At 60.8% G+C, this 13,299-nt stretch carries 10 protein-coding genes; 2 read left to right on the top strand and 8 right to left on the bottom strand.

Going from position 1 to position 13,299, the window contains the following annotated elements:
* Nucleotides 1–5: 5 nt before the first annotated feature.
* The gene (gene metC, locus H7A77_RS03635; RefSeq protein ID WP_089192257.1) at nucleotides 6–1,202 is read right to left on the bottom strand and encodes a cystathionine beta-lyase; all 1,197 of its coding nucleotides are present in this window, start codon (nucleotides 1,200–1,202) and stop codon (nucleotides 6–8) included.
* Nucleotides 1,203–1,632: 430 nt separating this feature from the next.
* Here metC and exbB point away from each other — a divergent pair, with 430 nt between their 5' ends.
* Together exbB and exbD are read left to right on the top strand one after the other, a co-directional pair.
* A complete protein-coding gene (exbB, locus tag H7A77_RS03630) occupies nucleotides 1,633–2,610 on the top strand; it encodes a tol-pal system-associated acyl-CoA thioesterase (RefSeq protein ID WP_072626976.1) in 978 nt (325 codons plus the stop codon).
* Nucleotides 2,611–2,613: 3 nt separating this feature from the next.
* The gene (gene exbD, locus H7A77_RS03625) at nucleotides 2,614–3,036 is read left to right on the top strand and encodes a TonB system transport protein ExbD (RefSeq protein WP_004937307.1); all 423 of its coding nucleotides are present in this window, start codon (nucleotides 2,614–2,616) and stop codon (nucleotides 3,034–3,036) included.
* A gap of 56 nt (nucleotides 3,037–3,092) precedes the next feature.
* Here exbD and H7A77_RS03620 read toward each other — a convergent pair whose 3' ends face one another.
* From H7A77_RS03620 to H7A77_RS03590, 7 genes are all read right to left on the bottom strand, one after another.
* Nucleotides 3,093–4,136: a LacI family DNA-binding transcriptional regulator gene (locus H7A77_RS03620; RefSeq protein WP_182073835.1), complete on the bottom strand. Its 1,044-nt coding sequence runs from the start codon at nucleotides 4,134–4,136 to the stop codon at nucleotides 3,093–3,095.
* A gap of 21 nt (nucleotides 4,137–4,157) precedes the next feature.
* On the bottom strand, nucleotides 4,158–5,636 hold the full coding sequence (locus H7A77_RS03615) for a GH32 C-terminal domain-containing protein (RefSeq protein ID WP_182073850.1): 1,479 nt from the start codon (nucleotides 5,634–5,636) through the stop codon (nucleotides 4,158–4,160).
* A complete protein-coding gene (locus H7A77_RS03610; protein ID WP_033644635.1) occupies nucleotides 5,636–7,006 on the bottom strand; it encodes a sucrose-specific PTS transporter subunit IIBC in 1,371 nt (456 codons plus the stop codon). The genes H7A77_RS03615 and H7A77_RS03610 overlap by 1 nt, the downstream gene beginning before the upstream one ends.
* Before the next feature lie 63 nt (nucleotides 7,007–7,069).
* Nucleotides 7,070–8,479, bottom strand: coding sequence for a carbohydrate porin (locus H7A77_RS03605; protein WP_089192637.1), 1,410 nt, complete (start codon nucleotides 8,477–8,479; stop codon nucleotides 7,070–7,072).
* A 195-nt stretch (nucleotides 8,480–8,674) separates the two neighbouring features.
* A complete protein-coding gene (locus H7A77_RS03600) occupies nucleotides 8,675–9,601 on the bottom strand; it encodes an aminoimidazole riboside kinase (protein WP_033651307.1) in 927 nt (308 codons plus the stop codon).
* 197 nt (nucleotides 9,602–9,798) lie between these two features.
* Nucleotides 9,799–11,922, bottom strand: coding sequence for a TonB-dependent siderophore receptor (locus tag H7A77_RS03595; protein WP_182073834.1), 2,124 nt, complete (start codon nucleotides 11,920–11,922; stop codon nucleotides 9,799–9,801).
* A gap of 160 nt (nucleotides 11,923–12,082) precedes the next feature.
* On the bottom strand, nucleotides 12,083–13,219 hold the full coding sequence (locus H7A77_RS03590) for an ABC transporter substrate-binding protein (protein ID WP_033644639.1): 1,137 nt from the start codon (nucleotides 13,217–13,219) through the stop codon (nucleotides 12,083–12,085).
* Nucleotides 13,220–13,299: the final 80 nt, after the last annotated feature.

The raw sequence follows: 13,299 nt of genomic DNA, 5'->3' as shown, positions 1-13,299 counted from the left end.
CCGCCTTAGCGCACGCCGTTGAGGCGATCGAAGCCGGCCGCCAGATCGGCGATCAGGTCTTCGACGTTCTCCAGACCGATATGCAACCGCACCAGCGTGCCGGAAAAATCGACGCCGCCCGCCGGGCGGATCGCTTCCAGTTCTTCCGGCTGGTTGGCCAGGATCAGCGACTCGAAGCCGCCCCAGGAGTAGGCCATGCTGAAGTGGCTGAAGTTGTCCAGGTAAGCGGCCAGCTGCGTCTCATCCAGCCGCTCTTTCAGCACGAAAGAGAACAGCCCGTTGCAGCCGCTGAAGTCGCGGCGGTAGAACGCGTGGCCCTTGCAGCTGGGCAGGGCCGGGTGATTGACCGTCGCCACCTCCGGCCGTTCGGCCAGCCAGTTGGCGACCTCAATGCTGCTGCGTTCGTGCTGCTTGAGCCGCACGCTCAGGGTGCGCAGGCCGCGGCTCGCCATGTAGGCGGTGTCGGCATCCACCATCTGCCCCATCAGATAGGAGTACTCGCGCAGTTGCTCCCAACAGCGCGCGTTGGCGACGGCGGTGCCGAGCATGTAATCGGAATGGCCGATCAGGTATTTGGTGCCGGCCTGAATGGAAATGTCGATGTCGAAATCCAGCGCCTTGAACAGCACGCCCGCCGCCCAGGTGTTGTCTATCATGATCACCACGTCCGGCGCCACGGCGCGAATGGCCTGCACCATCGCCGGGATATCCTGCACTTCCAGGGTGATGGAGCCGGGGGACTCAAGGAACACCACGCGGGTATTGGGTTGGATAAGCGTGGCGATGTCGGCGCCGATCAGCGGATCGAAATAGGTGGTGCTGACGTTCATGCGGCCGAGGATGTGGGTGCAGAAGTCCTGGGTCGGTTCATACGCTGAGCCGGTGACCAGCAGGTGATCGCCGGCGCCGACGAACGACAGGATCGCATTGGCCACCGCCGCCGCGCCGCAGGGGTACAGCACGCAGCCGGCGCCGCCCTCCAGCTCCACCATCGCATCCTGCAGCGCGAAGTGGGTCAGCGTGCCGCGTCGGCCATAAAACAGCTCGCCGTGGGCGCGTTGCGCGGTGGCCTGTTTTTTGGCGGCGACGGAGTCGAAGACCAGGGAAGAGGCGCGTTGAGTCACGGGGTTGACGGAGCCCTGGGTGTAGCGTTTGCCGCGGCCGGCGCCGATCAGCGTGGTTTCGATGTGTTTTGACGTCATGGTACCTGGCTCACCTCTGGTTGCTCTGCACTGCCCGTTTGCGATAGCCCTTACGTTAGCATGAGTTATTATAGCCATCCAGACGTTTTAACTTCTGGATATAGAAACGGCTATAATTGGCTGCCGCCCGCGCATTTTTCGCGTCATCCTTCTGCCGAGCGGCCAGAGAGAAGCCCATTCATCGGTCGAGACGCCGTTCGGCAGCGTGGCGTTGTTGCGCCGTTGTGGGAGAAAAGTAACGAAATCGCCCTATAAAAGGGGCTTTTAGCGGTGAACGGGCGTGGATTGGCGTTTGGTTGCGGAGGTGTCTAAAATTTTCTCGTTTATTTGGTAAATAATAATGAGAACTACTATCAATCCCCGGTTGGTTTGATATGATCGCACGCTGAATTATTCCTTAATTTTGATCGGTAATGGGTGGAGGCACAGCGTGAAAACGGCTGGCAAGAATTTAAATCAAGGATCGTTCGGCCAGGGCCGGGCGCAGTGGGGCAAGGCCTTTGGCCGCAGCCTGATGGCTTCAATGGTGCTGGTCGTAGGGTTGGCCGGCAGCGCGCAGGCTGCGCCGGCGACCCATCCGGCCGTTGCCGAAAGCGTTGCGCCAGCCGCCGCGCCTGCGCCTGCAGCCGCCGCGCCGGAAAGCATCACGCCGGTGAACCCGGCGCCCACGATCCAGCCACCGGAAACCCGCGGTATGGACTTGTCCATTTGGGGCATGTACCAGCACGCCGACGCGGTGGTGAAAGCGGTGATGATCGGCCTGGTGCTGGCGTCTATCGTGACCTGGACCATTCTGTTCGCCAAAGGCAGCGAACTGCTGCGCGCCAAGCGCCGTCTGCGCCGCGAGCAGTCGGCGCTGGCCGACGCGCGCTCGTTGGATGAAGCTTCCGAGCTGGCGCAAAATTTCTCCCCGGAGAGCGTCAGCGCGGTGCTGCTGAACGATGCGCAAAACGAGCTGGAGCTGTCCGCCGAGTCTGACGACAACAACGGCATCAAAGAGCGCACCGGTTTCCGCCTCGAGCGCCGCGTGGCGGCCTACAGCCGCAATATGGGCCGCGGCAACGGCTTTCTGGCCACCATCGGCGCCATCTCGCCGTTCGTCGGCCTGTTCGGTACCGTATGGGGCATCATGAACAGCTTCATCGGCATTGCCCATTCGCAGACCACCAACCTGGCGGTTGTGGCGCCGGGCATCGCCGAGGCGCTGCTGGCGACCGCAATGGGCCTGGTGGCGGCGATCCCGGCGGTGGTGATCTACAACATCTTCGCCCGCGTCATCAGCGGCCATCGCGCCCAGGTGGGCGACGTGGCGGCACAGGTCTTGCTGCTGCAGGGCCGCGATCTGGATCTGGCCGCAACGGCGGAAGCCAAGCGCTCACAGCACGCACATCAACTGCGGGCGGGGTGAGTCATGGCGATGCGCTTAAATGAAGATCTGGACGACAGCGGCGAACTGCATGAAATCAACGTGACGCCGTTTATCGACGTCATGTTGGTGCTGTTGATCATCTTTATGGTGGCCGCGCCGCTGGCAACGGTAGATATCCGCGTCGATCTGCCGGCTTCTTCCGCCAAGCCGCAGCCGCGGCCGGAAAAACCGGTCTTCCTGTCGGTGAAGGCCGACAAGCAGCTCTACGTCGGCGATCAGCCGGTGAATGCCGATCAGCTGACCTCGGTGCTGGATCAACGCACTCAGGCGAACAAAGAAACCACCATCTTCTTCCAGGCGGACAAGAGCGTGGACTATGAAACGCTGATGAGCGTGATGGACACCCTGCGTAAAGCCGGTTACCTGAAAGTGGGGCTGGTGGGCATGGAAGGCGCCGCCAAGTAGCGGCAGCAAAACGATAAAGGGCGCTCAGGCGCCCTTTTTTTACGGCTAAAGAGCTGTCACGCCTTTGCCAATAAATCCCTGGAACCGGCATGGCGCCAGTGGATGCGGCCCGGCAGATACAGCGCGTTCTGTTCCAGCGGCCGCTCGTCGATAAGCGCGGTGACATTGTCGAAGCTATGTTGCGCCAGTGCCAGGCAGTCTTTCGCGACCGTGTCTATCTTCAGCGTCATGCAGTCGAACAGGTAGTGATCGTCGAAGCTGCACAGGTGAATGTCGCTCTCCATCAGCTGATGCTGAGTCAGATAACGCAATACGCCTTCCAGCAGGCCACAGGCGGCGGTAAACAGCGCTTTGGGCGGACGCCCCAACTGTGCGCACAGCTGAGCGAACATCTCGTAACCTGAGCTGGGGTGATAGTTGCCGTTGATGATCCATTCCGGTTTGCACGTTACGCCGGCGCGCTCCAGGCCAAGCTGGAAGCCGGCCAGGCGATCGCGGGTCGGCGAAATGCGCGGCTGCCCGCCGAGAAAATAGATCTCATCCGGATGTTGGCGCGCGACCGTTTCCACCAGGTCGGCGGTCGAATTGACCGAATCGGTGATCACCAGCGGCAGTTCGGAGCCGGCGATCAGGCGATCCATCTGCACCACCGGCAGCCCGGCGTTGATCTTCTGGTATTCTGCGTCGTTCAACTGGCTGGAGGCGACGATCAAGCCGTCCACCTGCCGCTGTACCAGACTGTTCACCGCCATCATCTCCTGCGCCGGGTTTTCATCGGTGCAGGCGATCAACAGCTGCAGGCCGGCTTCGCGGCACAGCGTTTCCAGCTCGCGTGAAATCACCGCAAAGCCGTAGTTGGTCATCTCCGGCACCACCAGCCCCAGCGTGTGGCTGCGGTTGGAGCGCAGGGAGCGGGCGTGGATGCTGGGCTGATAATGGTGCTCGTGCGCCAGCGCCAGAATGCGGTCGCGGGTGTCGTCGGACACCCGGTATTCCTTGCTGCGGCCGTTCAGCACCAGGCTGGCGGTCGATTTCGACACCCCGGCCAGCGTGGCGATGTCACTGATGGTAATACGTTTATTTTTTTTCACTGACGCCATCTGAAGTCATCGGAGGATGCGTCATTCTAGCATGCATGGCGTCAGCGGCCAGTATTCCAACGCCAGCGGCGCGTTTCCGGACAGCCGCAGTTGCGGCTCAATGGCCGGGAAGTAGCGCGCGCTTATCACGGCCTCGCCGCGGTTGATGAAGATCTCCACGCTGGAACGATCGAACAGCAGCTGCAGATGCGTGACCGGGCCGCGCCAGTAACGGTGCTCCGGCTGGCCGTCGGCCAGGGAAGCGCGCGTCAGCCGCAGCCTTTCGCCGTCCCAGTTCAGCGTCATTGCGTCGCCAAAGGCGGCGTTGAACGCGCCCTGTGGCGCCAACTGCAGCTCCGCGGCCCCCAGCGCGCAGGCGGGGGCGTCATCGGCGCGGCCCTGCCAGCATGTTCGTTCGCCGCGCAGCTGTTGCAGCTCGCGCGCCGGACGCTGCTGGAGGCGGCCATGCCGCAGCGACAGCTCGCGCGGGCAGGTCATGGTGTGGATCCAGCCGTAGCGTCGCGTCGGATGGGCTTCTTCATCTTGCTCGGGCACGCCCATCCAGCCGAACAGCAAGCGGCGGCCATCTTCCGCCAGCGTCGTCTGCGGCGCATAAAACTCGAAGCCGGCGTCCAGTTCGCGGAATTCGCCGTGACGGAAGGCCGCCTGGCGGTAATCCAGCTTGCCGATCAGATAACCGGCCTGATAGCGATTGAGGTAGCGTTCCGGCTGCGGCGCCAGCCCCTGCGGGCAGCAGATCAACACGTCGGCGTCGTCCAGCGAGAACAGATCCGGGCACTCCCACATGTAGCCGAATTCGCCTAAGCCGTTCAGGCCGGAACCGGCGATCTCGCCCAGCGGTTGCCAGCCGCGCAGATCGGCGGAGCGCAGTAACAGCACCTTGCCGCGATCCTGCAAGTCCCGCGCGCCGAGCCAGCCGCGCAGATCGGCGGAGCGCAGTAACAGCACCTTGCCGCGATCCTGCAAGTCCCGCGCGCCGAGCACCATGTACCACGCATTCTGATGACGCCACACTTTCGGATCGCGTACGTGCCCGCTGTAGCCCGCCGGCAGCGGCAGCACCGGCCCGAGTTTGCGGTACTCGCCCCGATCGCTTTCCTGAGCCAGGCACTGGTAAGCGGTGCGTGAGCCGTTGGGGAATTTCACGTTGCCGGTGTAGATCAGCGTGATTTTGTCTTCCGCCACCACCGCTGAGCCGGAGTAACAGCCGTGGCTGTCGTAACAGGCGCCCGGCGCCAGGGCGATCGGCTGATGCGCCCAACGCAGCAAGTCGGTCGACTGCCAATGTCCCCAGCACTTGTTGCGATGGTCGCAGCCCAGCGGATTCCATTGATAGAACAGATGATAAACGCCGTTGTGCTGAATGAAGCCGTTGGGATCGTTCAGCAGGCCAACGCTGGGCGCCAGATGCCAGGCCGGGCGGTGCGGATCGCGCAGCGCGAGTGGCAGGCCGTTCATGACCGCCCGCATTGCCTGTTTGATTAAGCTGAGCTCCTCCATCATTGCGCGTCCGTTTTATATTTCAGCAGCAGGGAGAGGGCGAAGGCGCTGCCAAACGCGATCGCCAGGCCGATGATATAGCTGACCAGCGAACTGGCCTGCACGATCGCCATGCCGGGGATCGCCGTCAGCCCGACCGCGTTCATGCCGACATGATTGGCCACCACCCAGGCGCCGCCGAGCGCGCCGCCCGCCAGCGCCGCCAGGAACGGTTTCACGAAGCGCAGGTTGATGCCGAACAGCGCCGCCTCGGTGATGCCGAGCATGGCGGAAAAGGCTGAAGGCACCGCGATGGCTTTGATTTTGGCATCGCGCGTTTTGAAATACACCGCCAGGCAGGCGCCGCCCTGAGCGATGTTGGCCATCGACCAAATCGGCAGCAGGAAGTTGACGCCGATGTTGGGGTTGCCGAGCAGCCCGGCCTCCACCGCGTGGAAGCTGTGATGGATGCCGGTGATGACAATGGCGGAATAGAGGCCGCCGAACAGCAGGCCGGCGAACCAACCGGCATGGGCGATCAGCGTGCTGAGCACGAAGGAGATGCCGTCGCCCAGCGCCCGGCCGGCGGGGCCGATAAACAGCAGGGCGACAAACCCGGAGATCACGACCGTCAGGAACGGCGTCAGGATCAAATCCAGCGCGTTGGGGATCACCTTGCGCAGGCGTTTTTCCAACAGGCTCATGAACCACACCGTCAGCAGCACCGGAAATACCGTGCCCTGATAGCCGATCATGGCGATCTCCAGACCGAAGAAGTTCATGGTATGGAACCCTCCGGCGACGCCCCAGGCGTTGGTCAGCGCCGGGTGCGTCAGAATGCCGCCGAGCGTGGCGCCCAGATAGGGGTTGCCGCCGAATTCGCGGGCGGCGGTGAAACCGATCAGAATCGGCAAGATAATGAACGCCGCCGAGCTGAACATGTTCAGCATCACGAACAGCGCGCTGTCGGCATCCGCCCAGCCATAGGTTTTCACCATGCCGAGCAGCCCCATCAGCAGGCCGGAGGCGACGATGGCCGGGATGATCGGCACGAAGATGTTCGACAGCAGGCGGGCGATGCGCTGCAGCGGGTTGAGCTTTTTCGCCGCGATATCGGCGGCTTCGGCCTTGCTGGATTCGCTGACGCCCGCCGCCTTGATGAATTCCGCATGCACCTTGTTGACCAGCCCGGTGCCGAAGATCACCTGGATCTGACCGGCGTTGCTGAAGCAGCCTTTGACGCCGTCCAGTTTGCCGATGGCCTCTTTGTCCACCTTGCTGTCGTCCACCAGCACCAGGCGCAGGCGCGTGGCGCAGTGGGCGGCGCTGGCGATGTTCTCTTTACCGCCGAGCAGCGGCAACAGCGCGTTGGCGGTTGCGGTAATGTCCATGTTGTCCCCTTGCTGAATTAAAATGCCGCCGCGCTCTGCGCGGCGGAAATACGTTCATCGATGTCAGAAGAAATACTTGAATCTGGCGCGCACGCCGTAACGCTGGTCGTTGTCGCCGTTGGCGATCTTGTTCTCGGCGTTGGCTTCCAGCAGCGAAACATAGGCGCCTAAATACACATTGAAATTCTTCATATTCATAATGTTAGGTATCTGATACGACGCGTGAACGGTGTGGATGTCGTAGTTGCCCGGCTCGCTGAGCGGATTGTGGATATCGGCGGCGATCCCGGCGGTATTGAACTCTTTGATGTTGTTGTGCGCATAGATATAACCCAGTTCGAAGCGCCGCCACAGCACGTTGACGCCGGCGGTCAAGTCCTGCTCGCCGGCGGCGTCCAGGTAGGCGGTGCTCAGGTTGGCCACCACGCCGTTATCCGGATCGGCCGCGTTGGTGTTCCAGCTCATGGTCATGCCGTAGCCGTTGCGCTTGGATTGATCGACGAAGCGGCCCTGGCTGTCCTGATAGCCGTAGGCATTATTCACCACGTTGCTTTCCATCGCCGCCGCGATGCTGAAGGCCTCTTTCTTCCAGGCGATCACCGGGCGCAAATAGGCGACGTTTTTCTTATTGTTCAGCGCATTGCCGTGGTAGCTGTTGTCCTGGAACAGCGAGGTGCCGTCTTCCACCAGCGTGTTCAGTTCGAAATAGACATCCCCGGCGTATTTGCTCAACATCAGGTTTCCGCCGCTGCTGCTGCGGCCACGGCCTTCTTTCATCATATAGATATAGCCAAAGCCGTCAGCGTAAAGATCGTTGGCGGTGTTGCCTGAATACTGAATGAAAGTGTCCTGATTCAGCGGGAACATGTCGTAGGCTTCGAAGCGGCCGATTTTGGTTTGCCAGTTCTTTTCATTGCCGAAGAAGAAAGCGGCGTCGTCCAGGTTCATTTTGCCGGTCATGTCCGCCAGCGGCTGGACGCTGAAACCGGAGAAGTTGCCGTCCGGATTGCGGCGATAGCCGTCCAGCCCCACCAGAATGCGGCCGTTGATATCCCAGCGCTCTTTGTTGCCGGGTTTCCAATCCTTGTGATCGCTGCCTTTCAACGACGTCAGTTGGCCGCTGCGGCTGGCGCCGTCCAGATTGAACTCCACGTCGCCGTAGAGCTTCAGATCGTTAAAGCCGTTCAGTTTCAGCGCGCCGGTCGCGGGGGATTGCGTTTCCAGCGCGGTGGCGCGTTGCGCGACCCGCGCGGTTTGCCGCTCGGTGCTGGCGGTACGCTGCTCCAGCTGTTGCGCCCGGCGTTCCGCCGCCGTGGCGCGGGTTTCAGCCTGAGCGGCGCGCTGTTCCGCCTGCGCCAGACGTTGTTCCAGCGCGTTAAGACGCGCCTCGATACTGCCGTCGCCGGAGGCCGCAGCGGCAGAAGTGGAGAGGAAAAGCCCTGTTGTTATCGCCAAATAGCTGAGTTTTTTCATCATCGTCTATCATCCGGGAAGGGTTGTTATTATTTTTTGCTAAATTGCTAAACCGGTTTTTCATGGCGAAAGATAACGATCGAGAAGCGGACTGGCAATCAAGTTTGCTAACCCGATTCAGCTATTGTGATCGAGTGCGCAAATCGTGGGGTTAAAAGACCACGGCGCCCAGGGGATCGCCGTGGATGCAGAGGATCAGCGCAGAAAAGCGGCGAGCTCTTCGGCGCGCGGCAGGGCGGTCATGGCGCCTTTGGCGGTGGTGGCCAACGCGCCGCAGGCCTGAGCCTGGGCGATAATCGCCGGCCATTGCGCTTCTTGCGGCAAAGCGTGAAGGCGCGCCAGCGCCGCTAACAGCCCGGCGACAAACGCGTCGCCGGCGCCGGTGGTATCGACCGGCACGACAGGCGCCGCGCGGAAATGACGCAGCCGTTGGCCGTCATGCACGTAGACGCCGTCGCCGCCCAGCGTGACCAGCAACAGGCGCAACGGGTAGGTTTGCATCATCCAGCGGATGCCGTTCTCCACATCGTCAAGATGGCTGATGAAAACCAGCTCTTCGCGCGACAGTTTCACCACGTCCGCCAGCAGCAACGCCTTTTGCAGGCAGGGGCGCAGCGCTTCCGGTTGGTGCCAGATCTCTTCGCGGATATTGGGATCGAAACTGACCCGCCCGCCGGCCGCCCGAATATTTTCCATTGCCGTAAAGGCCGCGCTGCGGCTGGGCTCCTGCGACAGCGCGATGGAGCAGAGATGCAGCCACTCGCCGCGTTGGAAGGCCGGCAGATCGTCAGGCTGTAAAAACAGATCGGCACTGGGCTGTACCATGAAAGTGAATGAGCGTTCACCGTGCTGATCGAGATCCACCACTACCGTGGAGGTGTGGTGTTCGGGATCCGAAAGCATATGGTCAATATCTACCCCTTCTTCGCTCAGCACCTGCTGCAGAAAGGCGCCGAAGCTGTCTTGCCCCACTCGGCCGATAAAGGCGCTGTCGCCGCCCAAGCGGGCGACGCCCACCGCCACGTTAGCCGGCGCGCCGCCGGGGCATTTAAGATAACTGTTTGAATTTTCTGGCACCAAATCGACCACTGCGTCGCCCAGCACCCATACGCGATTCGCCATGCTTAATCCCTGTTTCTACCGATGTCTGATGGGTGGCTAAAATAGAAGAACCGGTTTAGCAAAGCAATGAAATAATGCGTCAGGCGTTTGGGGAGTGAGCAAGATCAAAAAATAGGGCGGGTCAGGCGCAGGAAATACCGCCCGCGATGCGAGCGGGCGGTATGGATGAGCGAAGCGCCTGTAGTGGGCGCTGGGGGTCAGAATGCGACGGAACCCTGCACGAAGAAGTTGCGCGGTTCACCGACGTACTTGCCGAAGTTATTGTCGTTGGAGCGGGTAAAGTAGCGCTGATCGAACAGGTTTTTCACCCCGGCGCCCAGCGTCAGGTTCGATAGCTGCGGCCCGAAATTATATTCCCCGCGCATGTTCCACACCATGTAACCGGCGATATTGCCGAATTGACCATCGGCGCTTTCCTGCGTGACGTACTCCGGCCCGGTGCCCGGCGAATGCTGTTTGGACTGCGCGTAACCGTCCAGATTCCATACCCAGTTGCCGGTGGCGTAGCGCGTGCCGACGGTATAGACCTGGCGCGAGTAGAACGGCAGGTCTTTACCGGCGAAGTCGCCCTTGTCGGTGCTGGCCTTGGTGTAGGTATAGCTGGTGTAGACGCTGGCGCCGTCCAGCGCGCGGTTCAGCTCGCTGAGATCGTAGCTGAGCGCCAACTCGATGCCTTTGTGCTTGGTGGCGCCCATGTTGGTCCAGCCCACATCGTTGCTGATGTATTGCAGCTGATTATCGAAGTCGATATAGAACAGCGTGGCTTCGGCCTTGACCACGGTGTCGTCGTAGCGGGTGCCGAACTCATAGGTATGCGCTTTTTCCGCCGTCAGCCCCGGCGCAGGCTGGTTGCCGTTGCCGCCTTTGGTCAGCTGGAAATACTGCATGCTGCCGAACGAGGTGTTGGCGTTGGCGAACAGTTTCCAGGCGTCGGACAGGTGGTACATCACGTTCAATGACGGCAGCGGTTCGCTGTAGCTTTTCTCGCGGCTGATGTTGTTGAATGAATCGTCCACGTGGGTGCGAATGCTTTCATAACGCAGGCCCGGCGTGACCGTCCAGTTGCCGACGTTAATGGTATCGTCGATATAGAACGCGTTGGCTGCGGTGCCGCCGGAGGTGTGCTGGTAATAGTCCGGGGTATCCGGCGTGGCGCCGACATTCGCCGGGTTATACCAGGCCGAACGCGACGCCTTTTCATCCATGGTTTCATTCAGGTAGCGGTAACCGAGGGTGATCTCGTGCGCCATATCCCAGAAGCGAAACAGCTGCGAATAGCTTGGTTCGATCGCCCAGGTCGAATAGTGGCGCGGATAGGACACCATGCGCCGCAACCCGGCATTTTTGCCGGTGCCTTCCGACTCGATGTTGCTGCCGCGGTAGCTGTCGGTGAAGTAGGTCAACACTTCGAACTGTTTGTCGTCTTCCTGATGTTTGTATTTGAACGACATATCCTTGCGGCGGCCTTCGAACTGGTCCCAGGGACGCGTGGACTGGAACGGGTTCTGCGCGTATTGCGCGCTGCTCAGCCCGCCCGGCATGCCGGCTTTGGCGTCGTAGTAGTGGAAATTGGCCAGCAGTTCGTCACGATCGGTGAACGCATAACGCGTTTTCAGCATGAAATCGTCGATGTCGGTGTTGTCGTTGTTGTCGCGGTAGCCCTGGCCGTGCAGGCCGGAGTAAAGCAGCTCGGCGCCGAAGCCGTTATCTGCGGTGCCGCCCACCGAGGCGCTGGTCAGGGTCTTCAGGCCGCCGTGGCTGGCGCCCTGAGTTTGCACGCCGGCGGTGCCGCCAAACGCTTTTGGAATGTCGCGGGTGACGAAGTTGATCACGCCGCCGACGTTTTGTGGCCCGTAACGCACCGCGCCGCCGCCGCGCACCACGTCAACCGATTGCAGGTTGCCGATCGACAGCGGTGCCATCGACAGCTGTGGCTGGCCGTAAGGCGCGACGGCCAACGGAACGCCGTCCATCAGAATGGTGGATCGCGGAGAAAGGCGTGAGGTCAGGCCGCGCACGCCGACGTTGAGCGAAATGTCGCTGCCGCCGGTGCCGTTGCTGTCGCGCACCTGCACGCCGGGCACACCGCGCAGGCTGTCGGCGATGGTTTGGTCGCCTTGCTCATGCATCTGCTGCTGAGTGACGATGGATCGCGCGCCCGGATGGTTGAGCAGCACCGAACTGGTATCAGGGTTGTCCAGCCAGTTGCCGACGACGGTTACCGTATCGGCATCGTTTTGATATGAGTTATCAGCAGCAAGGATGGGGAAAGCAACGGCGATAGAGGTCGCCAGCAGGGAGAGGCGAAAAAGAATTGACATAATAATGCCTTAGAAGTTTCAGACCCGGATGTGTTTTTTTAGAAACGACAATCTTAATGATAATTATTGGCAAGTAAATAGAATTGTTATGGAATAGTTAAGCGGGTAACTACATGAAGGATGCCGGTAGCAGGGCCCGGTTGGCGGGCCCTGGCGGGGATTATTGCGGCGTAAGCCAGAAGACCCCGCTGTAATCCAGCGCGGTGAATTTCTGGTGCACGCTTTCGATATCCGCTTGCGGATCAATATCTTTAAACAGCGCCGGGTGCAGGAATTTGGCGATCGCCTCGACCGCGATAAAGTTGAGCGGCGTGTCGTAAAATTGATGATAAATCGCCATCACGCGTTTTTCTTTCACCGCTTTCAACACGTTAATGCCGGTGCGATCCAGCAGATGCGCCAGTTTCTTTTGGCTGGTGGCCATATCGGTGGTGTAGCCCAGCGGCACGGCCAGCGTACCGCGATGGCCACGGCTCCAGTCGGCGCCGGTCAGCAGATAGAAATCCGGATTGCTGGCGATCACCTGTTCGACGTTCACTTCACCGCCCATGTCTGAAAACAGTTTGCTGCCGATATTGTCGCCACCGGCGGTATCGATAAACTGCCCGAAGCTGCCTTTGCCGAAGGTATTGCAGCACTGCTCGCCTTTGATGCCGGCGCTGCGTTCGATGAAGACGCTGGGGCGTTGCTCCGGTTTCAGCGTGGCGACGCGCTGGCGCACCAGCTCGAGGCGTTGCTGATAGAAGCGGATAAAGGCGTCGGCGTTGGGCTGCTCGTCAAACACTTTGCCCAACAGCGCCATGCTGGCGACGGTGTTGGTCAGCGGCTGCTGGCGGAAATCGATGATCAGCACCGGGATGCCGACTTTTTCCAGCTGGGTCAGTACGCCGCTGTCCTTCAATTTGCTCAGCAGACCGATGTCGAAAATGATCAGGTCCGGTTGGCGCACCACCGCGCTCTCCACGCTGAAGTCACTGGTGTAGGGGTTGTCGAAGGTGGGGATTTGCATGACCTGCGGGAATTTTTTCGCATAGGCCTCAACCAGATCCGGCGCTTTGACCTTCAGCGAGTTGTCCCAGGCGATGATGTTTTTCAGCGGCTCCTGCGGATGCAGAATATTCAGCGCCAACAGCGCGCGGGCGTCGGCCAGGATAACGCGCTTGGCCGGTTGCGGCAGCGTAACCTGACGGCCGGCGACATCGGTAACGACGATCGGCGCGGCTTGAGCGGCGCCGGCCAACAGCAAAACGCAGGCGGCCAGCCAGCGACCGGCTTTGGCGATAAGAACAGCGGACATGGAGATCCTTGAGTAATCGGCTAGGAACGAGAACGCAATGATAAGCGATATCCTTTCGCTTTTTGAACCTCTTCGCTGTC

The organism is Serratia sp. ME47 (assembly GCF_903970925.1).
GTDB lineage: Bacteria > Pseudomonadota > Gammaproteobacteria > Enterobacterales > Enterobacteriaceae > Serratia > Serratia ureilytica.
Note: the sequence above shows the minus strand (reverse complement) of the source record. Positions and strands in the feature narration are given on the sequence as shown.